The following is a 26,316-nucleotide window of genomic DNA, read 5'->3' on the forward strand; positions in this document are numbered from 1 at the left end:
TTTGCCTAACCTTATCGGAGTGCGCGGCGTGCCGCCACCGCCCGGTGGCCCGCGCGTGCCATGATCGACCCATGCGCGGCTCCGAACCTCCCACCGAGCCCGGGCCCTGGCGGCTCGTCCACGTGGTGCGCCGGGGCCTGCCCGACAAGCGGCTGCGGCTCGCCGTGGCCGGCGGCCTCGCCCTGCTCCTGGCGGTGTTCACGGTCCTGTGGACCGTCCCGTGGTTCGAGGTGCGGCGCATCGAGGTCACCGGCACGGCCGTGCTCGACCCGGCCGAGGTGGAATCGCTCGGCCAAGGGGCCCTTGGGGATCCGCTCCTCGGTGCCGACCTCGACGCGCTCGCCGCGTCCGTCGCCGAGCTCGCGCCGGTCGAATCCGTGGACGTCTCGCGCTCGTGGCCCGACGCGCTGCGCGTGGACGTGACCGAGCGAAAGCCGTATATGGCCGTTCCCACCGGAGACGAGACTTTTCTCATGGTCGATTCCGGCGGTGTGGTATTCGACGAGTCCGATTCGGCTCCCGGATCTATTTGGATAGTCGAACTCGACGATCCGTCACCGGACGACCTCGCCACGATCGAGACGCTCGCCGTGCTCGAAGCGGTCCCGCCGAACCTCGCCGACGAGGTCGAACACGTGGAGTCCCCGTCCCCCGCAGGGGTCACCCTCTTCCTCGAAGGTGGACGGACGATCACGTGGGGCGACGGTTCCCAAGGCGAGCAGAAGGCGGAGGTGGCGGACCGATTGCTGGCCGTAGGGTACGAACATGTCGATGTCAGCGCACCAGATGCCCCAACTGTGAGTTAGCGTTAAGGGGAGAGCGGGGGTGCACGCACGTCCCGCTCGTCGCACCCAGGGCCGCGAAGGGGAAGGAAGGCAGCCGCGATGACACCACCGCACAACTACCTCGCCGTCATCAAAGTCGTTGGAGTCGGAGGCGGCGGCGTCAATGCTGTCAACCGGATGATCGAGGCGGGCCTCAAGGGCGTCGAGTTCATCGCCATCAACACCGACGCGCAGGCGCTCCTGATGAGCGACGCCGACGTCAAGCTCGACGTCGGACGCGAACTGACCCGGGGCCTCGGCGCCGGCGCGAACCCCGAAGTGGGCGCGAAGGCCTGCGAGGACCACCGCGACGAGATCGAAGAGGTCCTCAAGGGAGCCGACATGGTCTTCGTGACCTGCGGCGAGGGCGGCGGCACCGGCACCGGCGGCGCTCCGGTCATCGCGAACATCGCCCGCAAGCTCGGGGCGCTCACGATCGGCGTGGTCACCCGGCCGTTCGCCTTCGAGGGCAAGCGCCGCCAGAACCAGGCGGTCTCGGGAATAGAGGATCTGCGCAACGAGTGCGACACGCTGATCGTCATCCCCAACGACCGGCTGCTGCACCTCGGCGACCGCACCATCTCCATGATGGACGCCTTCCGCCTCGCCGACCAGGTGCTGCTCTCCGGTGTCCAGGGCATCACCGACCTGATCACCACGCCCGGCCTGATCAACCTCGACTTCGCCGACGTCAAGAGCGTGATGAGCGGCGCCGGATCGGCGCTCATGGGCATCGGGTCGGCCCGCGGTGAGAACCGCGCGGTCGAAGCGGCCCGCGCCGCGATCGAGTCGCCGCTGCTGGAGCAGAACATGGAGGGCGCCCGCGGCGTGCTCCTGTCCATCGCGGGCGGCTCGGACCTCGGCCTGTTCGAGATCAACGACGCGGCCGAGCTGGTCTCGGACTGCGCGCACACCGACGCGAACATCATCTTCGGCGCCGTCATCGACGACGCCCTCGGCGAAGAGGCCCGGGTGACCGTGATCGCCGCCGGCTTCGACGTGGAGGACACCGAGTTCGAACTGGCGCAGCCGACCCGGATCTCCACGCTGCCCGAGCAGAAGCCGGAGCCGATCCGCGAGGCGGCCAAGCCCGAGCCGGAGCGCGAGCCCGGCGGCGGCAAGGTCCTCTTCGACGACGTCGATGTCCCCTCGTTCCTGAAAGAGGGCTTCTAGCGGCGGCGCTCCGTCGGGTCGGAACCGACTCGGCGGACCGCCGCCCGCCAGCCCGCCGCACGCCCCGACGCGGACGCCGAACCGCGCAACCACTCGCCGAGGACCGCCTTGACCGCACCAGCGCGCCGAATTCAATTGCAGGAGAACCTGAACCGGACGCGCGACGCCATCGCCGCCGCTTGCGCCGACGCCGGCCGCGACCCCGGATCGGTCCGCCTCATCGTCGTCACCAAGACCTTTCCGGCCGCCGACGCCGCCGCCCTCGTCGAACTCGGCCAGGCCGACCTGGGGGAGAACCGCCACCAGGAGGCCGCGCCGAAGGCCGCCGCCCTCGCCGAACTCGGCCTGGAACCGGTGTGGCACTTCGTCGGGCAGCTCCAGCGCAACAAGGTCCCGTCGGCCGTCGAGTACGCCGACTGGGTGCATTCGGTCGACCGCCCCAAGCTCGCCGCGGCCCTCGAGCACGCTCGGAAGATGAGCCTGCGCGTCGGGAACTTGAACGTCCTCCTCCAGGTGAGCCTCGACGGGGACACCTCCCGCGGCGGTGCGCCGATCGCGGAGCTCGAACCCCTCGCCGAGCAGATCGCCGGCTACCACTGCCTCGACCTCAAAGGCGTCATGGCCGTCGCCCCCCTCGGCTGGGAGCCCGCCAAAGCCTTTGCGCTGCTGCGCGAGTGCTCGGAGGCGGTGCGCCGCGTCGACCCGGCCGCGACGGAGATCTCCGCGGGCATGAGCGGCGACTTCCGCGAGGCGGTGGCCTGCGGGGCCACAATGGTCAGACTCGGGAGAAACGTCCTCGGCGAACGTGAAGCGATGGCGTAAGGTATACGGCAGTAAAGGGATCTATGCCGCGGCCGTTCACTGGTGAACCGCGGAAAAACACATCCGTGTAAGGAGTCGGCGCTAGGATGAGACCGCGTACCTGACTCACCAGGGGCGGCCCGAGGAGGGAGCACGATCGATGGGCGCGATGCGGAAGGCAGGCATCTGGCTCGGCCTCATCGAGGACGAGGAGGACCGCGGATACAACGGCTTCGAAGAGACCGACGAGTTCGCCGAGGAGCCGGCGCCGACGCGTGTGCGCGGATCGCAGCGGACCACCGGCCGGGTCGGCCGCCCCGCCGACGACCGCAGCCCGGTCCGCCAGCTCAACCGCGGCTCCGGTTCGGTCACCCCGCTGTCCCGCGACAACCTGACGCGGGACAACCTCGCGCTCGCCGAGCCCGCGCCCGTCCGGCCGGTCCCGGCCGAGGAGGAGTCGCACGCGAACTACCGGATCACGACGCTGCACCCCACCACGTACAACGAGGCGCGCACCATCGGCGAGCGCTACCGCGACGGCACCCCGGTCATCATGAACCTCTCGGAGATGGAGGAGGCCGACGCGAAGCGCCTGGTCGACTTCGCCGCGGGGCTGATCTTCGGCACCCGGGGCTCGTTCGAGCGGGTGACCAACCGTGTGTTCCTCCTCTCCCCGCCCCACGTCCAGGTGACGGCGGAGGACAAGGCGAAGATCGCCGAAGGCGGCTTCTTCAACCAGTCGTGACCGGGCGGATAGACTCCGTATCGTGAACCTGGCACTGCAGCTCGTCTACTTGGCGCTCTTCGCCTTCTACCTGTTCCTGCTGGCTCGCCTGGTGTGCAGCGTGGTGGTCCAGTTCTCGCGCCGCTGGGAGCCGGGCCCGCGGGCCGCGGCCCTGCTCGAGACGGTCTACAGCGTGACCGACCCTCCCCTGAAGGGGTTGAGGAAGGTGATACCCCCTCTCAGGCTTGGTAGTGTATCGATTGATCTGGCGTTCCTGGCGCTGCTCTTGGGCGTGTGGATCCTGATGGACATCGTCATCAAGGGATTCCTCACCTGAGCGGTTCCGGGGCAGGGGTGCGCGATGCGGTTATTGTGTCGAGTGGCCTTGTGCGCCAGGCGAACAGCTGAGAAGGAGTTTCGAATGCCGCTGACCCCAGCAGACGTTCACAACGTCACGTTCAAGAAACCCATGCTCGGAAAGCGCGGATACGACGAGGACGAGGTCGACGGTTTCCTCGACGAGGTCGAGCGCGAACTCGCTCGCCTCAGCGATGAGAACGGCGAACTTCGCGCGCAACTCGACAGCCTTCGCGCCGGTGCTCCCCCCGGGGCCGCCGACCACGCCGAGATGGCCGCCGCACTCGACCGGGTGCAGCGCGAGAAGCACGCCCTGGAGCAGCAGCTTCAGGAGCTCGACGCCGAGCTGCACGAGATGCACCAGCAGATGGTGGCCGCGCAGCAGCAGGCGCAGCAGCTCCAGCAGGAACTGGCCCAGCGCCCGCAGCAGGACGCGTCCTCGCCCTCGGGCGGCGCCGGCGGCGAGCAGGAGGCCCTGCGCCTCCTCATGGTCGCCCAGCGCACCGCGGACGAGCACCTGGAGGACTCCCGCCGGGAGGCCGACACGCTCCTGTCCGAGGCGCAGCGCGAGGCGCAGACGATGGTCGCCGAGGCCCAGCGCGAGGCGCAGACGATGGTCAGCCAGGCTCAGCGCGAGTCCAAGACCATGGTCTCCGAGGCCCAGCGCGACGCCGACACGATGGTCACCGAGGCCCGCACGCAGGCCGAGGACCTGGTCGGCCAGGCCCGCGACAAGGCCGAGCGCATGGAGATGGAAGCCGAGGAGGAGCGCCAGAAGGTCATCGGCCAGCTGGAGGAGTCCCGGACGTCGCTGCTGCACAACATCGAGGAGCTCAAGACCTTCGAGCGCGAGTACCGCACCCGCCTCAAGCTCTACCTCGAGAGCCAGCTCCGCGACCTGAACGGCCAGCAGAGCCGCTCGCAGGACGAGCCCTTCGAGGAGCCGCAGCGCGAGACCGGCAACGACCGCTCCGGCGGCCGGTCGGCCTTCGTGATGCAGGGCGGCCGAGGCTGACGCTCCCCGGCGTGCCGAGGCAGGGTCGCGGAGGCGACATTGGCACGCCCGCGGGCATAACCTGAACGGGGATCGCCTCGTTAGCAATGATGAGCGGGTGAGGGCGCCGGCGTTCTTCACGAGCGCTGCCTTCCGAGGCGCGGCCGCCCTCACCGCCGCTCCATCATGCGTTAACGATCCGCGGTCCCCTCGGGCCGCATAGGACCGCGTGCCGGGACCGCTGCCCGCACGCAGGGGAGGATACGACGTGATCGTCAGCAGCCTGCTGATCCTCGTCATTGCGGCGGTCTTGCTGGTCACCGGCATGATCACCGGAAACGACCAGATGCTGGTCTCATCGATCGCGGCGAGCCTCGCCGCCGGGGTCGCGCTCTACGTCGGCATCCGCGGGAGGGGCGCCAAGCGCCCGCGCATCGCGTCCCAGCGGACCCGTTCCGCCGCGGACGACGACACCCAGCAGTTCCGCCGGATCGTCGCGGACGACACGCCGACGACCGAGCTGCCGCTCCTCGAAGGGCGGATCTTCGAGCCCACGGACTACGCGGTCGACCGCGACCCCGAGATCCGCTTCGAGGAGCCGCCGCGCCAGGCCGCGCACCGCGCCCCCGAGTCGCTCGCCGACGAGCCGGCCGAGCAGCGCATGTCCAGTGTCGAAGCGGCCGCCCTCATGCGCCTGGACACCGAGGTCGCCGTGGTCGACGGCCGGCCCCGCTTCCACCACTCCGCGTGCATGCACCTGACGGGCCGCGAGCACGAGCCGCTCCCGGTCGCCGAGGCCCTGGAGCTCGGGTTCACCCCGTGCGGCATGTGCGAGCCCGTCTCGCGACTCCTGATGGCGCCGCTCGCGCGCCGGTGAACCCTGACGCACAGTCCGGAGCCAAGTTCCCGAAGTAATTGACCTCGTTGCAGGTCTTGCGTATCCTGTGTGCTTAATTGCGCGGCAGGTCCCCGCCTCGGCGGGGCCTGGCGCGCATTGTCCTCGTTTCGACGAGGTCGTCAGGAGTACGCCAACTCGGGAGCCGCGATGCCGAACGCCCGACGCAGGGCACAGCCGCGGCCCCGGCGTGCCCCGGCCCGACCGGAACCCGAGCCGACACACCCCTCCAGAGGCGCGTCATGAGTCCAGCCAAGAAGACCCAGCAGCAGGCCGCGAAGCCGGCGGTCACCAAGACCGCCGCAAAGAAGAGCGCGGTGAAGAAGGCGCCCGTCAAGAAGGCGGCGGTCAAGAAGACCGCCGCCGCCAACGCCGACTCGCCCGCGGCGAAGAAGACCGTCAAGAAGCAGGTGAAGAAGGCGAAGGCCACCGTGCCGGCACCGGCCGCGCCCGCGCCGCTCGAGACCGACCACGAGCCGCGCACCGAGAGCGAGCAGGCCGAACTGCGGGCCGCGCTCCAGGAGCGGCTCGACGAGCTCGTCGCCGAGCAGCAGCGGTACACCGACTCGATCGCCGCCGCCCAGCGCGAGCGCCTGAGCGACACCGCCGGGGACGACCAGATCGACTCCGGGTCCAAGACCGTCGAGCACGAGCACGAGGTCGCCGTGGCAGGGGCGATCTCCGAGCGCATCCGCCAGGTCAGCCACGCCCTCGAACGCATCGACGAGGGCGGATACGGCTTCTGTGAGAAGTGCGGTAAACCCATCCCGGCGGCTCGTCTGGCCGCCTTCCCGTCGGCTACCCTCTGCGTCAGTTGCAAACAGCTGGAGGAGCGACGCTGAGCGAGGACACCCAGCCCGAGGCCGCCGACGGCCCCGGGCCCGACGAGACCGCCCCGAAGCCGCAGGCCGCAGCGGCGAAGCCGAACCGCAGGCGGCCGGGCCTGACCCTGGCCGCCCTGCTCATCGCGGCGTTCGCCGTCGGCCTGGACCAGTGGACGAAGTTCCTGGCCGAGGCGAACCTGGACCCGCGGGAGCCCGTCCGCATCCTCGGCGGCCTCGTCCACCTGAGCCTGACGTGGAACTCCGGCGCGGCCTTCAGCCTCGGCACCGGCTACACCTGGATCTTCACGATCGTGGCCTCGGCGGTGGTGGTCTTCCTCATCGTCCTGTCCCGCAAGATCGTCTACCCGGCGTGGGCGGTCGCGATCGGCCTCGTGCTCGGCGGCGCGGCCGGGAACCTCGTGGACCGCTACTTCCGCGAGCCCGGCTTCGCGCACGGCCACGTCGTCGACTTCATCAGCGTGTTCAAGCCCTACGGCGAGGCGTTCCCCATCTTCAACATCGCCGACTCGGCCCTGTGCTGCGGCGTGGCCCTCATCGTGCTGCTCGAGCTCACCGGGCACGGGTTCTCGCCCGAGTCCCGCCGGAACGACGACCACGAGAAGGCCGAGGCGCCGGCATGAGCGACGTCGCCGCCCGCCAGACCCGGTCGCTGCCGGTCCCCGAAGGCTTCGAGGGCCAGCGGATCGACCAGGTCGTCTCCCGGCTCCTCGGGCTCTCGCGCACCGTCGCGGCCGAGCTCGTCGCCGCCGGGGACGTCACCGTCGACGGCGCGCCGTGCGCCACCAAGTCCGAGCGGGTCTCCGCCGGAGCCTGGCTCGAGGTCGTCCTCCCGCCGCCGCCCGAGGACGTGCGGGCCCGCATCGAGGAGCCCGTCCAGGGCCTCGAGGTCGTCTTCGACGACGACGACATCGTGGTGGTCTCCAAGCCCGTCGGCGTGGCCGCCCACCCGAGCCCGGGCTGGACCGGCCCCACCGTCACGGGCGGGCTCGCCGCCGCCGGCTACCGGCTCTCCACCCACGGCGCCGACGAGCGGCAGGGCATCGTCCACCGCCTCGACGTCGGCACCTCCGGCCTCATGGTCGTCGCCAAGAGCGAGACCGCCTACTCGGAGCTCAAGCGCGCCTTCAAGGAACGCAGAGTGTCCAAACGGTACCGGGCGGTGGCCCAAGGGCATCCCGATCCGCTCTCGGGCACGATCGACGCCCCGATCGGGCGGCACCCGCGCCACGACTACAAGTGGGCCGTGGTCGCCGACGGCAAGCCGAGCATCACCCACTACGACACGATCGAGGTCTTCCCGGGCGCGTCCCTGATGGACCTCGGCCTGGAGACCGGCCGCACCCACCAGATCCGGGTCCACTTCTCCGCGCTCGGCCACCCGCTGGTGGGCGATCTCACTTACGGCGCCGATCCGGTGCTGGCCGGGAAGCTCGGTCTGACCAGGCAGTGGCTCCACGCGTACCGCCTCGAGTTCGCGCACCCGGCCACCGGCCGCGCCGTCACCTTCACGAGTGATTACCCCGAAGACCTCGAGACCGCGCTGGCGCGGTTGCGAGCGGACCAATAGGAAGCCACTAGACTGGTCGCAACAGAGTCGTTGGTTCGGCTCGCAAGCACCGCCGGAGTCCGCCACATCGTCGAGGCGGGCGCAATGCACGCCTCACCCCGGGCCGGAGCGCCCGCGATTCGCAACGGGCCTTGAGGATTCGTTGTGTTCTAATAGTCGCGGGTGGTAACGGTGTCCGGTCGGGGCGGCGAGGGAACGCGGGCGGCGCTCGCGGACCGTCCACCGCATCGGTCGAGAGGAGGTCGCACGTGAACACGCCCGAAGCCTGGAGCAACGAGCGGAACGACGGCTCGCGCTGGCAGAAGCTGCTCGGCCGCGGCCGCGGTCGCGCCGGAGGCGCCCAGCAGACCCCCACGCCCCCGCCTCGCGAGACCTACCCGTCGCCGCCGGTGGGTCCACCGCCCGGCCAGGCGCACTACTCGGTGCCGACCGCGGGCCGGCGCCCGCCGGTCGCGACCCAGACCCCGCCGAGCGCGGCGCAGATGACCCAGCCGATCCGCCCCCAGCAGGGCCTCCCGCCCCAGCCCCGGCAGGCCCGGCCCCAGGTCGAACCCAGCCCGGTGGCGCTCCAGCGCCTCCGCCGCGACCTCGGCCGCAGCCAGGTCATCGCCTTCATCAACCCCAAGGGCGGCGTGCACAAGACCACCGCCACCGTCCTGTCGGCCGCGGCCATGGGCACCGCCCGCGGCGGCGGCGTGATCGCCTGGGACGACAACGAGCTGCGCGGCACCCTGGGCCTGCGCGCGGGCTCGGCCCGGCACGGGCGCACCATCCGCCACCTCGTGGAGCACCTCGACCAGGTCGAGGCCGCCGGCGTCCACCTGCCCGAGCACCTCGACGAGTTCCTGCGCCACTCCTCCGACGGCTCGTTCGACGTGCTCGCCGGCGACGAGGACCCGAAGCTGCAGCGCCGCCTCGACCCGACCACGGTCCTGCGCGTGCTCGACATCCTCACCCGCACCCACAACATCGTCTGCATCGACACCGGCAACAACGTCGAGTCCCCGAACTGGCGCACGGTCGTCTCCTCGGTCGACCGGCTCGTGGTCACCACGGTGCCCCGCGAGGACGCCGCGTTCTCCGCGGACTGGATGCTCGACCACCTCGAAGAGGGCGGCTACGGGCACCTCGTCAAGAACGCGGTGACGCTCCTGTCGATGCCCACGCCGAACCCGGGCCCGCTCCTGAACGACCTCCAGCGGCACTTCTCGCAGCGCACGCGCGCCTGCGCGATCGTCCCGTACGACCCGTCGCTGGAGCCGGGCGCGAAGATCGAGTTCTCGGCGCTGCGCCCGGAGACCCGCGCCGCGTGGTTCGAGGCCGCCGCCACGATCGTCGACGGCCTGTAACCGGTCCCTCTACAGCACATCGCGCGGGCCGCCGCGCCGGCTGTGGCAGGATTCCAGGCGTGACCGACGAACCGACCCCCCGGGCCGACCCGCGCACGGACCCCCATGTGTACGGCGGCCGCCGGCCCCGGTCCGAGCGGACCGTCGGCCGCGACCTGCTCGCCGCCGGCTTCCTCGCCGTGATCCTCACCGCTCTCGGATTCCCCTTCGCGATGCTGTGGCAGGCCGTCACCCCGCGCGTGGAGTTCGTGGTCGTGGAGGGCGGCTGGACCTCCGTCGAGACCTACCCGGACGGCTACATCGAAGGCGACCTCATGTTCGCGGGGATCGGGCTGGTCCTCGGGATCGTCGCCGCCGTCCTCGCCTGGGCCGGCATGCGCGAGCGCCGCGGCCCGATCCTCCTCCTCGGCCTGGTCATCGGCTCGGTCGCGTGCCAGGTCGTGGCCTGGAAGATCGGTGCGAACGAATGGCAGGCGTTCTGGGACGCCGTCGAGCGCGCCCCCGCCGGGGTGCACATGTGGCGGCCGCCGTCGGTGCTGTTCGTCCAGCTCGACCCCGGCGCCGCCTGGGACGCGCTGAGGGTCGGCGAATTCACAACGGCCCTGGAGTCGCTCCAGCTCGGCGCGCTCGGGGTGATGGCCCTCGCCGCGACCTTCACTTACACCGTCTGCGCCGGTTGGTCACGCCGTCCGAGCCTTCGAACGGACGCTCCCGAATAGCGGTATGCCTTTTGACCTGGAAATGCGGGTGACTACGCTTGGGGCGTGCTCAGACGCATCGACCTCATCGGAGCCGTATCCGACTACCCGGCCCGCGCCCTGCGCGAGCTGATGCCGCGCGCCGCGTTCGACGTGAACGAGGCGCTGCGGTCGGTCCAGCCGCTCCTCGACGACATCGCCCACCGCGGGACCGCCGCCGTGGTCGAGATCGTCGAGCGGTTCGACGGCGTGCATCTGGAGCACCTGCGCGTGCCCGAGGCCGCGATCAAGGCCGCCGCCGCGGAGCTCGACCCCGAGCTGCGCCGCGCCTACCGGACCTCGATCGACCGCGTCCGCGCCGCGCACGAGGCCCAGCGCCTCCCCGACGTCGTCACCGAGGTCGCCCCGGGCGGCACGATCACCGAGCGGTACCTGCCGGTCGGCCGCGTCGGCCTCTACGCGCCCGGCGGCCTCGCCGTGCTCGCCTCCTCGGTGATCATGAACGCCGTGCCCGCGCAGATCGCCGGGGTCGGCTCCATCGCGCTCGCCTCCCCGGCCCAGAAGACCAACGGCGGCCGGCCCGACCAGGGCATCCTCGCCGTCGCCGGGCTCCTCGGCATCGACGAGGTCTACGCCGTCGGCGGCCCGGCCGCGATCGGCATGTTCACGTACGGCACTGAGGAGTGCGAGCCGGTCGACATGATCACCGGCCCGGGGAACATCTACGTCACCGCCGCCAAGCGCGCCGTGCGCGGCCTGGTCGGCATCGACGCCGAGGCCGGGACCACCGAGATCGCGGTCATCGCCGACGCCGGCGCCGACCCGGTCCACGTCGCCGTCGACCTCATCAGCCAGGCCGAGCACGACCCGGCCGCCGCGTCGGTGCTCATCACCGACTCCGCGGCGCTCGCCGACGCCGTCGACGCCGAGCTCGAGCGCCGCGCGCCCCAGACCCGCCACGCCGGGCGCATCACGACCGCGCTCGCGGGGGAGCAGTCCGGGACGATCCTCGTCGCCGACATCGACGAGGCCGTCGCCGTCGCCGACGCGTACGCCGCCGAGCACCTCGAGATCCAGACCGCGAACGCCCGCGAGGTCGCGATGCGCATCCGCAACGCCGGGGCGATCTTCATCGGCGCGTACTCGCCGGTGTCCCTCGGCGACTACTGCGCCGGCTCGAACCACGTCCTGCCGACGGGCGGCTGCGCCCGCCACTCGGCCGGGCTGTCCGTGCACACCTTCCTGCGCGGCGTCCACCTCATCGACTACTCGCGCGAGGCCCTCGAGGTCGTCGCCGCCGACGTCGTCGCCTTCGCGAACTCGGAGGACCTGCCGAGCCACGGCGAAGCGGTCTCGGCGCGATTCGAGGCCCGGGACGCGAGGGAGGAGGCACCGTGAGCGAGATCGAGAACCTGCTCCGCGAGGACCTGCGCGGGCAGTCGCCGTACGGCGCGCCGCAGCTCGACGTCCCGGTCCAGTTGAACACCAACGAGAACGCGTTCGCGATCCCCGAGGACGTGGCGGCCGTGGTCGCCGAGTTCATCGGCCGGGAGCTGCGCGGGCTCAACCGCTACCCGGACCGCGACGCGGTCGCGCTGCGCACCGACCTCGCGGCCTACCTCGGGCACGGCCTCACCGCCGACCACGTGTGGGCCGCCAACGGCTCCAACGAGATCCTCCAGCAGCTCCTCCAGGCGTTCGGCGGCCCGGGGCGCACCGTGCTCGGCTTCATGCCGTCGTACTCGATGCACCCGCTGCTCGCCCGCGGCACCGGCACCGCGTTCGTCGACGCCGGACGCGAGGACGACTACACGCTCAGCCCGGCGTACGTGCGCGCGGCGATCGAGGAGCACGACCCGGGCCTGGTCTTCCTGGTCTCCCCGAACAACCCGACCGGGACGGCGCTCGCTCCCGAGGTCGTCGACGCCGCCTACGCGGCCGCCCGCGGCATCGTCGTCATCGACGAGGCCTACGCCGAGTTCGCCCGCGACCCGCACGCGACCGCCCTGAGCCGACTGGAGGGCCGGCCGCGCCTCGTGGTCACCCGCACCATGAGCAAGGCGTTCGCGTTCGCCGGCGCCCGCGTCGGCTACCTCGCCGCCGACCCCGAACTGGTCGAGAAGCTGCTCCTGGTGCGCCTGCCGTACCACCTCTCGAGCATCACCCAGGCCGCCGCGCGCGGCGCGCTCGCGTGCGCCCCGCAGCTCCAGGCCGAAGTGGACGAACTCAAGCACCAGCGCGACCGGATCGTGAAGAACCTGCGCGCCAAGGGACTCCCGGTCGCCGACTCCGACGCGAACTTCGTGCTCGTGGGCGGTCTCAGGGACGCCGCCGCCGTGTGGCGGGCGATCCTCGCCGAAGGCGTCCTCATCCGCGACGTCGGCCTCCCCGGCCGCCTCCGCATCACCGCCGGCACCGAGGAGGAGACCACCGCGCTCCTCGACGCCTTCGACGCCGCCATGGCGCGGCACCCCGAGGATTTCGCGACGCCTGCGGAGCGAACCGAAGCACAGCGAGGAGAGAGCCAGTGAGCCGCACCGCGCACATCGTCCGCACCACCGGTGAGACCAGCGTCGACGTGTACGTCGACCTCGACGGCAGCGAGAAGGTCGTCGACGTCTCCACCGGCGTCGGCTTCTACGACCACATGCTCCACCAGCTCGGCAAGCACGGCGGGTTCGACCTGAAGATCGCCGTCAAGGGCGACCTGCACATCGACGCCCACCACACCATGGAGGACACCGCGATCGCGCTCGGGCAGGCGTTCGCCGAGGCCCTGGGCGACAAGGCCGGCGTGGTCCGCTTCGCCGACGCCTCGGTGCCGCTCGACGAGGTGCTCGCGCGCGCCGTCGTCGATCTCTCGGGCCGCCCGTACATGGTCCACGAGGAGCCGATGGACATCGCCCCGACGATCAACACGGACTACCCGACCTCGATGACCCGGCACATCCTCGAGTCCTTCGCCTACCACGCCCGGATCTGCCTGCACGTGACCGTGCTCCGCGCCGCGAACCCGGGCCAGAAGCCGGACGCGCACCACGTGATCGAGGCCCAGTTCAAGGCCCTCGCCCGGGCGCTGAAGTACGCGACCCGCATCGAGGGCACGGACATCCCCTCCACCAAGGGGGTCCTGTGACCTGGGCCGGTCCGATCCTGCTCATGGCGCTCGCCGGGATCCTCCTGGGCGGGGCCGTGAGCCTGCGCCGGAACGAGCGGACCGCCGCCGCGGTCGTGACCGGGCTGCTCGCCGCCGCCGCCTTCGGCGGCGGCCTGTTCCTGATCTACGGGTAAGGGGGACAAGGTGACCAAGCCAACCGTAGCCCTGTTCGACTACGGCTCGGGGAACCTCCGATCGGCATTCCGCGCCCTCGAGCGCGCCGGGGGCGACGTCGCGCTCACCAGCGACCTCGACGCCGCCCGCCGCGCCGACGGGCTCGTCGTGCCCGGCGTGGGCGCGTACGCCGCCTGCATGGAGGGCGTCCTCAAGAGCGGCGTGGACGCCGTGATCCGCGAGCGCGTCGCCGCCGGGGCGCCCGTCCTCGGCATCTGCGTCGGCGAGCAGGTCCTGTTCGAGGAGGGCATCGAGCACGGCGTCACCACCCGCGGCGTCGGCGTCCTCGAAGGCCGCGTCGACCTCGTGAAGGCCGACCGCATCCCGCACATGGGCTGGAACACCGTCCGCGCCGACGAGGGCATGCGCCTGTTCCGCGGCATCGGCCCCGAGGAGCGGTTCTACTTCGTGCACTCCTACGCCGCCAAGGCGGTCCCGCCCGGCGCGAAGGCCGCGATCGCCGTGCACGGCGAGCCGTTCGTCGCCGCCGTCGAGCGCGGCCCGCTCGCGGCCACCCAGTTCCACCCCGAGAAGTCCGGCGACGCCGGGTACGCGCTGCTGACCAACTGGATCAGCGACCTCGCCTCCTGAAAGGGCCGACATGACCGAACTCCAACTGCTCCCCGCCGTCGACGTCACCGGCGGCAAGGCCGTCCAGCTCGTCCAGGGCGTCGCCGGTTCGGGCAAGCAGTACGGCGACCCGCTCGAAGCGGCCCTCGAATGGCAGCGCCAGGGCGCCGAGTGGCTGCACCTGGTGGACCTCGACGCGGCGTTCGGGCGCGGTTCGAACCACGAGCTGCTCGCGGAGGTCGCCTCGAAGGTCGACATGCAGGTGGAGGTCTCCGGCGGCATCCGCGACGACGAGACCCTCAAGCGGGCGCTGGACTCCGGGGCCCGCCGGGTCAACATCGGCACCGCGGCCCTCGAGGACCCGGAGTGGTGCGACCGGATCTGCGGAACGTTCGGCGACCGGGTCGCCATCGGCCTCGACGTCAAGGGCGGCCGCCTGGCCGCGCGCGGCTGGACCCGCGAGGGCGGCGAGCTGTTCGCGACCCTGGAGCGCCTGGAGCGCGCCGGGTGCGCCCGCTACGTGGTGACGGACGTGAACAGCGACGGGATGCTCTCGGGCCCGAACCTCGACCTGCTCCGCAGCGTCTGCGAGGCCACCGACAAGCCCGTGATCGCCTCCGGCGGCGTGTCCTCTCTGGACGATCTGCGGGCGCTGGCGGGCCTGACGGGCATCGGGGTCGAGGGCGCGATCGTGGGAACCGCGCTGTACGAGCGTAACTTCACGGTCGCTGAGGCGTTGAACCTGCTGAAGGGGCTGTAACCACGAGGGAGTCGCGCATGGCACTGGTCGAACGGGTACCGGAGACCGGGCCGTGGGCGCAGCTCTACGGGTATTCGCGCGCCGTGGCCGTGGGCCCGCTCGTGGTCACGAGCGCGTGCACCGCCGATGTCGAGGCGCGGCCGCACCTGAGCGGCGATCCGGCCGGGCAGGCCCGCGAGGCGTTCCGGACGGCGCTCGACGCGATGGTCCACGCGGGCGCCGGGGTCTCCGACGTCGTGCGCTCGCGCCTCTATGTGACCGACCCGGTCCACGCCGACCCGGTGGGCCGGGTCCACGGCGAGTTCTTCGGCGTCGTCCGGCCGACCGCCACCGTGGTGATCGTGACCGGCCTGTTCCACCCGGGCCAGCTCGTGGCCGTGGAGCTCGAGGCGTTCCGCGCCTGGCGCGACATCGACTAGCGCCGCGGCTGCGCCGGCGGTACCGCGATCGGCGGGTCCCGGGGTCCGAATTGCGAAGACGCTCCCGTATCGATGCGGCAAAATTCGAGGCGCCGCATGAGTGTGCGGCTTAACGACCGTTCAGTAGAATTGGCCCCGAGTCCGACCGGGGCTCGCCGCTACTTCGCCAAAAGTGAGGTGTCACCGTGGACGCTGAAGAGATCGCCGAAGGCCGCGAGCGCTGGGCCAAGCGCTACGCCACCGCCGCCAAGCGCGACGCCGACTTCACGACCCTCTCGGGCCTGGAGGTCGAGCCGGTCTACGGCCCGCCGGAAGGCGCCGGCGACCCCCGGATGGACCGGATCGGCTGGCCCGGCGAGTTCCCCTACACCCGCGGCCTCTACCCGACCGGCTACCGCGGCCGGCAGTGGACGATCCGCCAGTTCTCCGGCTTCGGCAACGCCGAGCAGACCAACGCCCGCTACAAGATGCTCCTGGGCGCGGGCGGCGGCGGCCTGTCGGTCGCGTTCGACATGCCGACGCTCATGGGCCGCGACTCCGACGAGCCGGCGTCCCTCGGCGAGGTCGGGCACTGCGGCGTCGCGATCGACTCGGCCGCCGACATGGACCGCCTCTTCGACGGCATCGACCTCGGCGCCGTCACCACCTCCATGACGATCTCGGGGCCCGCGATCCCGATCTTCTGCATGTACCTCGCCGCCGCCGAGCGCCAGGGGGTCGACCTGTCGACCCTCGACGGGACGCTCCAGACGGACATCCACAAGGAGTACATCGCGCAGAAGGAGTGGCTGTTCCCGCCCGAGCCGCACCTGCGGCTCATCGGCGACCTCATGGCCTACTGCGCCGAGAACATCCCGCGGTACAAGCCGCTGTCGGTCTCGGGCTACCACATCCGCGAGGCCGGTTCGACCGCCGCGCAGGAGCTCGCGTTCACGCTCGCGGACGGATTCTCCTACGTGGAGCTCGGCCGTTCCCGCGGGCTCGATGTGGACGTGTTCGCGCCGGGCCTGTCGTTCTTCTTCGACGCGCACATCGACTTCTTCGAGGAGATCGCGAAGTTCCGCGCCGCCCGGCGCATCTGGGCGAAGTGGCTGCGGGACGTGTACGGCGCCAAGACCGAGCGGGCCCAGTGGCTCCGCTTCCACACCCAGACCGCCGGGGTGTCCCTGACCGCGCAGCAGCCGTACAACAACGTGGTGCGCACCGCGGTGGAGGCGCTCGCGGCCGTCATGGGCGGCACGAACTCCCTGCACACCAACGCGCTCGACGAGACGCTCGCGCTGCCGACCGACCAGGCCGCCGAGATCGCGCTGCGCACGCAGGCGGTGCTGCGCGACGAGACCGGTGTGACCAATGTGGCCGATCCGCTCGGCGGCTCCTGGTACGTCGAGGCGCTCACCGACAAGATCGAGGCCGAGGCCGAGGACCTGTTCCTCCAGATCCTGGCCCTCGGCGGCGAGACGGGCGAGGACCCGGCCGCGGTCGCGCGCGACGCCGCCGGCCGCCACGAGATCGGCCCGGTCACCTCGGGCATCCTGCGCGGCATCGAGGACGGCTGGTTCAACGCCCAGATCGCCGAGGCCGCCTTCACGTACCAGCGGCAGCTCGAGGACGGCACCAAGCACATCGTCGGCGTCACCGAGCTCACGAACACCGTCACCGCCGACCTGGAGATCCTGCGGGTCTCCGGGGAGGTCGAGCAGGGCCAGAACGCGCTTCTGGCCGAGCGCCGCGCCGCCCGCGACGGCGCCGCCGTCGAGCGCGCCCTCGCCGACATCGTCACGGCCGCAAAGGGGTCGGCGAACCTCATCGAGCCGATCCTGGCCGCGGCCCGTGTCGAGGCGACCCTCGGCGAGATCTGCGGCGCGCTGCGCGAGGAGTGGGGCGAGTACCGTGAGAACGCCGCCATTTGACCTGAAAAGCGGATTATTCACGTTTCGTCATTGATCTTGACCCCTGTTCAGGCCTAGAATGAGGGGGTCAAGAACCTATATGGGGCAACATGCTTCAAACCGATGTCCATTAAGGACAGGAGGGCGATCGCATGGGAGACAAGAGCACCGAAGCCCGACAGGGCTCGGACGAATACGCGCACCTGGCGCCGCTGTTCCGGGAGATGGCCTCGCTCGACGAGGACGACCCGAGGAGGGCCGAGGTCAGGGAGCGCCTGGTGACCGGATACCTGCCGCTCGCCGAGCACATCGCGCAGCGGTTCTCGGGCAAGGGAATCGCGAAGGACGACCTGGTCCAGGTCGCCTCGGTCGGGCTGATCCACGCGGTCGACCGCTTCGATCCCGAACAGGGCACCGACTTCCTCTCCTACGCGGTCCCGACCGTGATGGGCGAGGTCCGGCGCCACTTCCGGGACACGAGCTGGCCGATGCGGGTGCCCAGGCGCCTGCAGGAGCTGCGGATCGCGCTGAACCGGGCCGGCGGCGAGCTGTCGCAGCGGCTGGGCCGGCCGCCGACCGACGCTGAACTGGCCGAGCACCTCGACATCACCCTCGAGGAGGTCCAGGAGGGCAACGAGGCCCGCCAGGCGTACCGGGCGGTCTCGCTCGACGAGGTGCCGTTCGGCGAGGAGGACGGCCCCCGACTGGCCGACACGGTCGGCGAGGAGGACGCGGCGATCGGACTGGTCGACGACCACGAGTCCCTCGTGCCGCTCATCCAGGAGCTGCCCGAGCGCGAGCAGAAGATCCTCGCGCTGCGCTACTACGGCGACATGACGCAGACGCAGATCGCCGAAGAGGTGGGGATCTCGCAGATGCACGTGTCGCGGCTCCTCCACCGCACGCTCGACGAGCTCCGCGAAGGGCTCGGCCGGCCGGGCGAGCCGATGTAGCGCCGACCGGGCCGGCGGCGCGCCATTCGATCCAGACAGCAGGGCGGCGGGTCCGATCGGACCCGCCGCCCCTGTTCACCCAGCGCGGAGCGTGCTCACACCTCACGGTGCGCGAGCGTGTCGCGGATGTGGTCGATGAACCCGACGCCGGGCCCGGTGATGAGGTTCGCGGGCGTCGTGTCGGGCGCGTGCGGGTGGGGCCGGGTCGGCGCGAACTCCTTGGCCGCCTGGACCTTGAACCCCAGGTCCTGGCGTTCTTCAGCGTCGCAGACCGCGGCCAGGCGGGGGAGGAGGCGCGCCTCCTCGTCGGCGATGTGCGCCCGCACGCCGGTGATGAGCCGCCGCAGGAGCGGCTCGAAGTCGGCGTCGGCGGGGCCGAGCGCCTCGAGGGCCTTCATGAGCTCCTCGGCCTCGGCGTTCGCGGCGACCTCCCGCTCGGCGAGGGAGTCCCCGTCGGGCAGGCGGTCGCGGATCACCGGGTGCACGAACTGCTCCTGGGCCACGGCGTGGCGGACGAGTTCGGCGGTGACGTGGTCGACGAGGGCCTTGCGGCCCACCGGTTCGCCGGCGGTCGCCTCGATCTCGTCGAAGGCCGCTTCGAAGGCGCGGTGGTCGGCCTCGACCACCCGGATCAGGTCGGTGTCCTGCTGCTCGATCTGGGGCATGGGTACTCCTTCGGGGGGTGAGGGGAGGGCGGCCGGTGTGCCGTCAGCGGCCCTCCCGGGGTTCCGGTCACGACCGGATGGACTCCACGAGTTCGCCGGTGACGGACTCCGGCATGCGGTGCGAGATGTCGGCGAGCGCGATCATGCCGACCAGCCGCCCGTTGTCGATCACGGGCACCCGGTTGACCTGGTGCTCCTTCATCTTCGCGATGGTGGTGTCGGCATCCTCGTTCGCGTCGGCGAGGATGAGGTGCCCCTGCGGGAGCCGGTCGACGGTGTAGGACTCGGCGTCCTCGCCGGCGGCCATGACGTGCAGGACCAGGTCCCGGTCGGTGACCATGCCCTTGAGCTTGTCGTCCGGGCCGCAGATCGGCAGTGCGCCGATGCCCAGTTCGGCCATGAGCCGCGCGGCGTTCCCCGCCGTGTCGGTGCTCTTGACGCAGGTGCAGCCGGCGTGCATGAGATCGCGCGCCTTGGCCATGCCGTTCGTTTGCTTCGACTTCATGAGCTTCTCCTTCCCGTCGCAGCGGGGTACCCGGTGGCCGACCGGCTATTCAGGCGATGAGCCGCTGCGCGGCCAGGACGATCGCGTCGGCGTCGATGCCGGCGGCCGCGAGCTGCTCGGTCGGCCCGGCCGAGCCGGGCATGCCGTGCACGGCGAGCTTCGCGAACCGCACGTCGGGCACCTTGCCGGCGACGGCGTCGAGGACGGCGTCGCCGAGGCCCCCGACGGGCCGGTGGTCTTCCACGGTGAGGATCCGGCCGGTGTCGGCGGCGGCCTGCCGCATGGCGGCGGCGTCGAGCGGCTTCACCGAGTAGGCGTCGATGACGCGGACGGGGACGCCGTCCTGCATGAGCTGCTCGGCGGCCTGGAGGCTCTCGGAGACGGTGATCCCGGCGGCGACGATCGCGAGCCGGTCGTGCTCGGAGGCCAGCAGGGTCTTTGAGCCGCCGACGGGGAACAGCTCGTCCTCCCGGTAGATCACCGGCGTCTCCTCGCGGGTGGTCCGCAGGTAGCTGATGCCCGGGAGGTCCGCCATCGTCGCGGTCAGGTGCGCGGCCTGGTTCGCGTCGCACGGGTAGAGGACGACGCTGCGCCATAGCGCCCGCATCATGGCGATGTCCTCGAGGCCCATCTGGCTGGGCCCGTCCCGGCCGATCGACACGCCCGCGTGCGAGCCGACGATCCGCAGGTCGGAGCCGCTGATCGCGGCCATCCGCAGGAAGTCGTGGGCGCGGGTCAGGAACGCCGCGAACGTCGCCGCGTACGGGACCCACCCCTGGGTCTGGAGGCCGACGGCCGCGCCGACGAGCTGCTGCTCGGCGATGTAGCACTCGACGAACCGGTTGGGGAACGCCTTCGCGAACCCGGCGGTGCGGGTCGAGTCGGCGACCTCCCCGTCGAGGACGACCACGTCCGGTTCGGCTTCGCCGACGGCCTCGAGCGCCTTCCCGAAGCCGTCGCGGGTGGCGGCCATGGTGCCGATCGGGAACGACGGCAGCACCAGCGGCATGGCCTGGCCGCGCTGGCGCGGCTCGGTCGAGCGGGGCGGGCTGACGCGGACGCGGGCCGAGCGGACGCCGCCGAGTTCGACGACGGCCTTCTCGGGCTCGGGGAGCGGCTTGCCGTGCAGGCCCTCCTTGTCCTCGGCGGCCGCGACGCCCTTGCCCTTCTTGGTCCGCGCGAGGATCGCCGTGGGCGTGTCCTCCGCTTCGGCCGCGGCGTAGGCCCGGTCGATCTCGGCCGGGTCGTGCCCGTCGATCTCGACGGTGTGCCAGCCGAAGGCGCCGATCCGCGCCGCATACGCGGCGGTGTCCCACTCGTACCGGGTGGGCCCGGTCTGGCCGAGGCGGTTCACGTCGACGATCACGCACAGGTTCCCCAGGCCGAGGTCGGCGGCGGCCGCGAACGCCTCCCACATGGACCCTTCGGCGAGTTCGCCGTCGCCGCACAGCACCCACACGCGCGCCGGGGAGCCGCCGAGCCGGGCGCCGAGCGCCATGCCCACGCCGACCGGCAGGCCCTGCCCGAGCGAGCCGGTGGCGACGTCGACCCACGGCAGCCGCGGCGTCGGGTGCCCTTCCAGGTCCGAGCCGAGCCGCCGGTACGTCATGAGGTGGTCGTCGTCGATCGCGCCGACGGCCCGGTACATCGCGTACAGCAGCGGCGACGCGTGCCCTTTGGAGAACACCAGCCGGTCGTTCCCGGCCCGGTGCGGGTGCTCGAAGTCGTAGTGCAGGTGCCCCGCCAGGAGGCCCGCCATCAGGTCGGCGGCCGACATGGACGAGGTCGGATGCCCCGACCCCGCCCGGGCCGAGGCCCGGATCGCGTCCACCCGCAGTTGCTGGCCCAGCTCCACCAGCCCGGAGATGCGTTCGTCGATGACGCCCATTGCATTCCCTCCGCTTCCCCTGCTCTGACGACCGGACTACCCGGCGTCCACGGGCCGAAACCGGGTGTCGCGCTGCGCCGAACGGGTATCCGGACGGTGCGGGCCGACGGGCCCGCGGCGCGCCGCTCCGCCCGGGCACCCGCCCATAGGACGGGCGGGGCGGTGCGCCCCTCCGGGGCCTGCGAAAGGGGAAGCAGCATGAACTCGCGACCGATGTCGACGACCGGCCGCCACTGGTGGGAGGCCGAGCGGCGGCGCACGACCGCCGTCCAGCAGGGCCTGAACGCCGTCTCCTGGGTCTTCCTCCTGATGGGGGTCATGGGCTTCATCCCCGCTCTCACGCCGGGGTTCGACGGCATCCGCTTCGCCGGGCCCGGCGACGACGCCGAGCTCTTCGGCGTGTTCGCCGTCTCGATCCTCACCAACCTGATCCACCTGGTGTACGGCGTGTTCGGCCTCATCATGTCGTGGATGGCGAAGTTCGCGAGGCGCACGCTCATCGGCGGGGGCGTGTTCTTCACCGTGCTCGGGCTGTACGGGCTCATCGTGGACTTGGTGAACGCGGGCGACTTCCTGCCCTCGACGTGGGCCACCGGCCTGCTCCACCTGGGCTTGGGCGTCCTCATGATCGTGCTCGGCTTCGTCCTGCACACCCGCCTCCCCAAGGAGAGCGAGGCCCGCGGCGAGGGCGACTTCGGCGAGACCAACCGCGGCGCCGCCCGGTGACCTGAGGTTTCCCGCGGGTGCGAGCGGGAACCCGGTCGACATCGGACCGGCCGAGATCCTTCTGGAGGTGAGACGGCCATGCCGCAGCAGTGGACCGATAAGGAAGAACGGAAGTACCGGCACATCCGGGACAGCGCCGAGGACCGCGGTGAGAGCGAGGACCGCGCCGAGGAGATCGCCGCCCGGACGGTGAACAAGCAGCGCGCGCGTGGGGGCAAGACCAAGACCGCCAGCCGCACCTCGCTCGAGGACATGTCCTCGTCGGAGCGGGGCGGGAAGCGCTCGCACTCGGGCCCGAAGGGCCGCACCAAAGAGCAGCTCTACCAAGAGGCGCGCCGCAAGAACATCAAGGGCCGTTCCACGATGAACAAGGCCGAGCTCCTTCGCGCCGTCGAGCGCAAACGCAAGTGAGCCGGCGGAGAGGTGAGTTGACATGGAGGTACGACACGACCCCGAGGCCCGCGCGATCAGGCAGGCCGAACGCGAGCAGACCGGCGACTGGGCGCCGTCCCGGCGGCGGCACGACCGCGACTGGGCGGCCCAGGACCGGTACGGCCACGAATCCGTGGGTGCGATCGTCGGCGACCTGACGTCCGAGGTGGCGCACCTGGCGCGCGTCGAGGCGCAGATGGCGGCCCGCGAGGTGGCCGAGAAGGCCAAGCGCGGCGCCGCGGGCGGCGGCATGTTCGCCGTGGCCGGCGTCTTCGCGGTGTACGGCGGGGCCGCGTTCGCCCTCGCGGCGGGCCTGGCGCTCGCCCTGGTGTGGCCGGCCTGGCTCGCCGCGCTCGTCGTGGGCGTCGTGCTGTTCGCGATCGCCGGGGCCGAGGCGATGATCGGCCGCTCGATGATCAAGCGGGCGATGCCGCCGGTTCCCGACGAGACCATGGAACGCGCCCGGGAGGACGCCGAGGCGCTGCGAGGAAGGATGCACCGATGACCACTGGATGGAACCCGCCCGGGGCGGCGGTGCCGCCCGGGGTCGGCCTCGCACCGCCGCCGTCGACGGGCATGCCGTATGAGCCCGAGGTCGGCGTCGTGCGCCGCGAGGAGGCCGCCGAACGCGAGCACCAGCACGAGTGGGCCGAGTACGACGCCGGCAACGCCGAACGGAAGGCGCAGGAGGCCGAGGGGAAGGCGCACGCCACGATGGACGACCTCAAGCGCGAGGCCGACGAGGCGCGCCGGCACATCAACGACGCCGTCGTCGAGCTGCGCGAGCGGCTCGGGCTCGATCCCGATGCGGCGCATGCGCACGGTCCGTTCGCGCCGGTGCGGCGCCACCCGTTCACGGTGGCCGTCGCCGCCGCGGGGGCCGTCACGGCGACGGTCGTGACCGTCGCGGTCACCCGCAGCCACAACCGGAGTGCGAAGCGGTCCGCCCGCGAGCACGCCCGGCTCGCCGCGGGGGAAGCCCTCAAGGCGTCCCGGCACGGCGGCAGGTCCGCCCGCAAGCAGCTCGACCGCGCGGCCGCCGCGGTCGGCTCGGCGGCGAACCGCCTGCGCCCGAAGCGGCGCTCCAAGCTCCGCCGTTTCCTGCACGTGTAGCGGCGGAATGAACGGTGCCCCGGCGGGCCATGGCCCGCCGGGGCACTTTCGCGCCCAGGGGCGCTGCGCCGCCGGACCCAGCGCCGGTGGGCGCCGCCTACCGGCGTCGCGGAATGCGAGCGGAGGGTCTGCGCAAATCGGACATCGACGGGCCCCCGGTTGCAACCCTGCCCCAGGGGTCCGACAGCCCGACCTCGAAGCGCAGCCGCCCTCCGTACGGGACGTCCGTCACACCCCGGCCCCGCGCACGCCCCGGGAGCGCTCCGGAACGGACCGTCCTGTCCGCTTTATTCGACGCAACGCCTGACCGCCACTGGTACCGAACGTGCGAATGCGTTAGGTTGTGGGGGATCCACCTGCGCGCAAGCGTCGAAGCCGCGCGCCCGCAGCGGGTCCACTGCGCTTCACCTGCGGAGAAATCCCTGCATGTGAACGGTCACTTCTGTTGAACGAGCATCCCCCAAGGAGGCTGCAAATGACTGGCAGCGACAACGGTGCCGTTGCTATCGGGATCGACTTCGGCACGCTCTCGGGCCGAGCCGTCGTCGCGTCGGTAGCCGACGGCCGCGAACTCGCCAGCGCCGAGCACGTCTACGCGCACGGCGCCATCGAGGAGGCCCTCCCCGGCTCCGGCGTCCCCCTGCCGCGCAGCTGGGCGCTCCAGTCCCCCCAGGACTGGGTCGACGTCATCAAGAACGCGGTGCCCGCCGCGCTGGCGGCCGCCGGCGTGAGCGCCGACCAGGTCGTCGGCATCGCCACCGACTTCACCGCGTGCACGATCCTGCCGACCACCGCCGACGGCACCCCGCTGTGCGAGCTCGACGAGTTCCGCGACCGCCCCCACGCGTGGCCGAAGCTGTGGAAGCACCACGCCGCCCAGGGCCAGGCCGACCGCATCAACGCGGTCGCGGCCGAGCGCGGCGAGTCGTGGCTGCCGCGCTACGGCGGCAAGATCTCCTCGGAGTGGGCCTACGCCAAGGGCCTCCAGCTCCTCGAGGAGGACCCCGAGCTGTACGCGCGCGCCGACCGCTGGATCGAGGCCGCGGACTGGATCATCTGGCAGCTCTGCGGCGAGGAGACCCGCAACTCCTGCACCGCCGGGTACAAGGGCATCGTCCAGGACGGTGAGCGCCCCTCCCGCGAGTACCTCGCGGCCCTGAACCCCGACTTCGCCGACTTCAACGCGAAGATGGAGCACCCCCTGTCGGCCCTCGGCGACAAGGCCGGCGGGCTCACCGAGCAGGCCGCTGCCTGGACCGGCCTGAACCCGGGCACCGTGGTCGCCGTCGGCAACGTGGACGCGCACGTCACCGCCGCCTCCGCCAAGGCCGTCGGCCCCGCCAAGATGGTCGCCATCATGGGCACGAGCACCTGCCACGTCGTCAACGGCGAAGAGCTCAAAGAGGTCCCGGGCATGTGCGGCGTGGTCCGCGACGGCATCACCAAGGGCCTGTGGGGCTACGAGGCCGGCCAGTCGGGCGTGGGCGACATCTTCGCGTGGTTCACCAAGAACAGCGTCCCGGCCGCCTACACCGAGGAGGCCGACCGGCGCGGGATCTCGATCCACGAGTACCTGACCGAGCTGGCCGCCGAGCAGCCCGTCGGCGCGCACGGCCTGGTCGCGCTCGACTGGCACTCGGGGAACCGCTCGGTCCTGGTCGACCACGACCTGCACGGCGTCATCGCCGGGCTGAGCCTGCTGACCAAGCCCGAGGAGGTGTACCGGGCGCTGGTGGAGGCCACCGCGTTCGGCACCCGCATGATCGTCGAGACGCTCGTGAACGCGGGCGTCCCGATCGACGAGTTCGTGGCCGCGGGCGGCCTGCTGAAGAACAAGTGGCTCATGCAGACTTACGCGGACGTGCTGCGCATGCCGATCACGGTCCTCACCTCCGAGCAGGGCCCGGCCCTGGGCTCGGCGATCCACGCGGCGGTCGCCGCGGGCGTGTACCCGGACATCCACGCGGCCTCGGAGGCGATGGGCAAGGTCGAGCGCGCCGCCTACGTCCCCGACCCGGCCCGCGCCGACGCCTACGACGAGCTGTACGCGGTGTACGTGGACCTGCACGACCACTTCGGCCGCGGCGGCTCTGACGCCCTGCACAAGCTGCACAAGATCGCTACGGAGGCAACCAAGTGAGCTACGTTTCGACGCCTGCGGTCCGGGAGATGCGCGAGCGCGTCTGCGCGCTCCACGCCGAGCTCCTGCGCTGGGGCCTGGTGACCTGGACCAGCGGGAACGTCTCGGGCCGCGTCCCGGGAACCGACCTGATCGTGATCAAGCCGAGCGGCGTCTCGTACGACGACCTCACCCCCGAGCTGATGGTCGTGACCGACCTCGAGGGCAAGGTCCTCGAGGGCGACCTCGCGCCGTCCTCGGACGCGGAGTCCCACAACGAGGTCTACCAGCGGATGCCGGAGGTCGGCGGGGTGGTGCACACGCACAGCCCGTACGCGACCGCGTGGGCGGCGCGGGCCGAGCCGATCCCGTGCGTGCTGACGGCGATGGCCGACGAGTTCGGCGGGGAGATCCCGCTGGGCCCGTTCGCGCTGATCGGCTCCGACGCGATCGGCAAGGGCATCGTGGAGACGCTGCGCGGCCACCGCTCCCCGGCGGTGATCATGCAGAACCACGGCGTCTTCACGATCGGCAAGGACCCGAAGGCGGCCGTGAAGGCCGCCGTCATGGCCGAGGACGTGGCCCGAACCGTCCACATCTCGCGCCAGCTCGGGGAGCCGGTCCCCATCCCCCAGGCCGACATCGACCGGCTCTACGACCGCTACCAGAACGTCTACGGCCAGCAGCCGGCCGCCCCGAAGGAGCAGTAGGAAAGC

The 26,316-nt window shown here is 71.6% G+C and carries 29 protein-coding genes and 1 pseudogene; 27 read left to right on the plus strand and 3 right to left on the minus strand.

From position 1 onward, the window contains the following. Nucleotides 1-71: 71 nt before the first annotated feature. The 21 genes and pseudogenes from GFD30_RS02210 (at nucleotide 72) to GFD30_RS02310 (ending at nucleotide 18,152) form a co-directional block, all read left to right on the plus strand. Nucleotides 72-806 carry a cell division protein FtsQ/DivIB gene (locus tag GFD30_RS02210; protein ID WP_153023588.1) on the plus strand — a complete coding sequence of 245 codons (735 nt, stop codon included), beginning with the start codon at nucleotides 72-74 and terminating at the stop codon, nucleotides 804-806. Between the two features lie 78 nt (nucleotides 807-884). Further along, on the plus strand, nucleotides 885-1,997 hold the full coding sequence (gene ftsZ, locus GFD30_RS02215) for a cell division protein FtsZ (RefSeq protein WP_153023589.1): 1,113 nt from the start codon (nucleotides 885-887) through the stop codon (nucleotides 1,995-1,997). A gap of 108 nt (nucleotides 1,998-2,105) precedes the next feature. Beyond that, nucleotides 2,106-2,819: a YggS family pyridoxal phosphate-dependent enzyme gene (locus GFD30_RS02220; RefSeq protein ID WP_153023590.1), complete on the plus strand. Its 714-nt coding sequence runs from the start codon at nucleotides 2,106-2,108 to the stop codon at nucleotides 2,817-2,819. 139 nt (nucleotides 2,820-2,958) lie between these two features. Beyond that, nucleotides 2,959-3,543 (plus strand): cell division protein SepF, encoded by a 585-nt coding sequence (locus tag GFD30_RS27730; RefSeq protein ID WP_153023591.1) that lies wholly within the window; start codon nucleotides 2,959-2,961, stop codon nucleotides 3,541-3,543. 19 nt (nucleotides 3,544-3,562) lie between these two features. After that, on the plus strand, nucleotides 3,563-3,859 hold the full coding sequence (locus GFD30_RS02230) for a YggT family protein (RefSeq protein WP_407648954.1): 297 nt from the start codon (nucleotides 3,563-3,565) through the stop codon (nucleotides 3,857-3,859). An 84-nt stretch (nucleotides 3,860-3,943) separates the two neighbouring features. Then, nucleotides 3,944-4,894: a DivIVA domain-containing protein gene (locus GFD30_RS27435; RefSeq protein ID WP_153023592.1), complete on the plus strand. Its 951-nt coding sequence runs from the start codon at nucleotides 3,944-3,946 to the stop codon at nucleotides 4,892-4,894. Nucleotides 4,895-5,141: 247 nt separating this feature from the next. Next, entirely contained in the window at nucleotides 5,142-5,750 is a 609-nt protein-coding gene (locus GFD30_RS02240) for a hypothetical protein (RefSeq protein ID WP_153023593.1), read from the plus strand. A 428-nt stretch (nucleotides 5,751-6,178) separates the two neighbouring features. Then, entirely contained in the window at nucleotides 6,179-6,610 is a 432-nt protein-coding gene (locus tag GFD30_RS02245) for a TraR/DksA family transcriptional regulator (RefSeq protein ID WP_407648955.1), read from the plus strand. After that, a complete protein-coding gene (lspA, locus tag GFD30_RS02250; RefSeq protein ID WP_227995757.1) occupies nucleotides 6,583-7,233 on the plus strand; it encodes a signal peptidase II in 651 nt (216 codons plus the stop codon). Before GFD30_RS02245 ends, lspA begins: the two co-directional genes overlap by 28 nt. Further along, entirely contained in the window at nucleotides 7,230-8,180 is a 951-nt protein-coding gene (locus tag GFD30_RS02255) for an RluA family pseudouridine synthase (protein WP_153023595.1), read from the plus strand. Before lspA ends, GFD30_RS02255 begins: the two co-directional genes overlap by 4 nt. Before the next feature lie 545 nt (nucleotides 8,181-8,725). Beyond that, nucleotides 8,726-9,529, plus strand: a pseudogene (locus tag GFD30_RS02260) (chromosome partitioning ATPase); the annotation flags it as partial. 59 nt (nucleotides 9,530-9,588) lie between these two features. Beyond that, on the plus strand, nucleotides 9,589-10,248 hold the full coding sequence (locus GFD30_RS02265) for a DUF2567 domain-containing protein (RefSeq protein ID WP_153023596.1): 660 nt from the start codon (nucleotides 9,589-9,591) through the stop codon (nucleotides 10,246-10,248). A 45-nt stretch (nucleotides 10,249-10,293) separates the two neighbouring features. Continuing rightward, nucleotides 10,294-11,625, plus strand: a complete 1,332-nt coding sequence (hisD, locus tag GFD30_RS02270; RefSeq protein WP_322632859.1) for a histidinol dehydrogenase — start codon at nucleotides 10,294-10,296, stop codon at nucleotides 11,623-11,625. Then, nucleotides 11,622-12,758 carry a histidinol-phosphate transaminase gene (locus GFD30_RS02275; RefSeq protein WP_322632860.1) on the plus strand — a complete coding sequence of 379 codons (1,137 nt, stop codon included), beginning with the start codon at nucleotides 11,622-11,624 and terminating at the stop codon, nucleotides 12,756-12,758. Before hisD ends, GFD30_RS02275 begins: the two co-directional genes overlap by 4 nt. Further along, nucleotides 12,755-13,363, plus strand: coding sequence for an imidazoleglycerol-phosphate dehydratase HisB (gene hisB, locus GFD30_RS02280; RefSeq protein ID WP_322632861.1), 609 nt, complete (start codon nucleotides 12,755-12,757; stop codon nucleotides 13,361-13,363). The genes GFD30_RS02275 and hisB overlap by 4 nt, the downstream gene beginning before the upstream one ends. Next, nucleotides 13,360-13,518, plus strand: a complete 159-nt coding sequence (locus tag GFD30_RS02285) for a hypothetical protein (RefSeq protein WP_153023597.1) — start codon at nucleotides 13,360-13,362, stop codon at nucleotides 13,516-13,518. The genes hisB and GFD30_RS02285 overlap by 4 nt, the downstream gene beginning before the upstream one ends. Nucleotides 13,519-13,528: 10 nt before the next feature. Beyond that, nucleotides 13,529-14,149, plus strand: coding sequence for an imidazole glycerol phosphate synthase subunit HisH (gene hisH / locus GFD30_RS02290; protein WP_322632862.1), 621 nt, complete (start codon nucleotides 13,529-13,531; stop codon nucleotides 14,147-14,149). Between the two features lie 10 nt (nucleotides 14,150-14,159). After that, nucleotides 14,160-14,888: a bifunctional 1-(5-phosphoribosyl)-5-((5-phosphoribosylamino)methylideneamino)imidazole-4-carboxamide isomerase/phosphoribosylanthranilate isomerase PriA gene (gene priA, locus GFD30_RS02295; RefSeq protein ID WP_153023598.1), complete on the plus strand. Its 729-nt coding sequence runs from the start codon at nucleotides 14,160-14,162 to the stop codon at nucleotides 14,886-14,888. A 17-nt stretch (nucleotides 14,889-14,905) separates the two neighbouring features. Beyond that, nucleotides 14,906-15,307 (plus strand): Rid family hydrolase, encoded by a 402-nt coding sequence (locus GFD30_RS02300; protein WP_153023599.1) that lies wholly within the window; start codon nucleotides 14,906-14,908, stop codon nucleotides 15,305-15,307. Nucleotides 15,308-15,492: 185 nt separating this feature from the next. Continuing rightward, nucleotides 15,493-17,220, plus strand: a complete 1,728-nt coding sequence (locus GFD30_RS02305) for an acyl-CoA mutase large subunit family protein (RefSeq protein WP_322632863.1) — start codon at nucleotides 15,493-15,495, stop codon at nucleotides 17,218-17,220. Nucleotides 17,221-17,351: 131 nt separating this feature from the next. Next, nucleotides 17,352-18,152, plus strand: coding sequence for an RNA polymerase sigma factor SigF (locus GFD30_RS02310; RefSeq protein WP_153023600.1), 801 nt, complete (start codon nucleotides 17,352-17,354; stop codon nucleotides 18,150-18,152). 95 nt (nucleotides 18,153-18,247) lie between these two features. Here the strand turns inward: GFD30_RS02310 and GFD30_RS02315 are convergent, their stop codons facing one another. The 3 genes from GFD30_RS02315 to GFD30_RS02325 form a co-directional block, all read right to left on the minus strand. Next, complete coding sequence (locus GFD30_RS02315) at nucleotides 18,248-18,817, minus strand: hemerythrin domain-containing protein (RefSeq protein ID WP_153023601.1); 570 nt, start codon at nucleotides 18,815-18,817, stop codon at nucleotides 18,248-18,250. Nucleotides 18,818-18,884: 67 nt separating this feature from the next. Then, nucleotides 18,885-19,322, minus strand: coding sequence for a CBS domain-containing protein (locus GFD30_RS02320; RefSeq protein ID WP_227995758.1), 438 nt, complete (start codon nucleotides 19,320-19,322; stop codon nucleotides 18,885-18,887). A gap of 49 nt (nucleotides 19,323-19,371) precedes the next feature. Beyond that, on the minus strand, nucleotides 19,372-21,210 hold the full coding sequence (locus tag GFD30_RS02325) for a transketolase (protein WP_153023602.1): 1,839 nt from the start codon (nucleotides 21,208-21,210) through the stop codon (nucleotides 19,372-19,374). A 198-nt stretch (nucleotides 21,211-21,408) separates the two neighbouring features. Between GFD30_RS02325 and GFD30_RS02330 the strand changes: the two genes are divergently transcribed. From GFD30_RS02330 to GFD30_RS02355, 6 genes are all read left to right on the plus strand, one after another. Beyond that, nucleotides 21,409-21,936: a DUF4383 domain-containing protein gene (locus GFD30_RS02330; protein ID WP_227995759.1), complete on the plus strand. Its 528-nt coding sequence runs from the start codon at nucleotides 21,409-21,411 to the stop codon at nucleotides 21,934-21,936. A 78-nt stretch (nucleotides 21,937-22,014) separates the two neighbouring features. Continuing rightward, nucleotides 22,015-22,347, plus strand: a complete 333-nt coding sequence (locus tag GFD30_RS02335; protein WP_153023603.1) for a plasmid stabilization protein — start codon at nucleotides 22,015-22,017, stop codon at nucleotides 22,345-22,347. Between the two features lie 22 nt (nucleotides 22,348-22,369). Further along, a complete protein-coding gene (locus GFD30_RS02340; protein ID WP_153023604.1) occupies nucleotides 22,370-22,873 on the plus strand; it encodes a phage holin family protein in 504 nt (167 codons plus the stop codon). Further along, nucleotides 22,870-23,481: a hypothetical protein gene (locus GFD30_RS02345; protein WP_153023605.1), complete on the plus strand. Its 612-nt coding sequence runs from the start codon at nucleotides 22,870-22,872 to the stop codon at nucleotides 23,479-23,481. Before GFD30_RS02340 ends, GFD30_RS02345 begins: the two co-directional genes overlap by 4 nt. Nucleotides 23,482-23,956: 475 nt before the next feature. Next, nucleotides 23,957-25,621, plus strand: a complete 1,665-nt coding sequence (gene araB / locus GFD30_RS02350) for a ribulokinase (protein WP_153023606.1) — start codon at nucleotides 23,957-23,959, stop codon at nucleotides 25,619-25,621. Nucleotides 25,622-25,650: 29 nt separating this feature from the next. Continuing rightward, the gene (locus tag GFD30_RS02355; protein ID WP_153023785.1) at nucleotides 25,651-26,310 is read left to right on the plus strand and encodes an L-ribulose-5-phosphate 4-epimerase; all 660 of its coding nucleotides are present in this window, start codon (nucleotides 25,651-25,653) and stop codon (nucleotides 26,308-26,310) included. Nucleotides 26,311-26,316 lie beyond the last annotated feature (6 nt).

The organism is Glycomyces albidus (genome assembly GCF_009451885.1).
Taxonomy (GTDB): domain Bacteria; phylum Actinomycetota; class Actinomycetes; order Mycobacteriales; family Micromonosporaceae; genus Glycomyces; species Glycomyces albidus.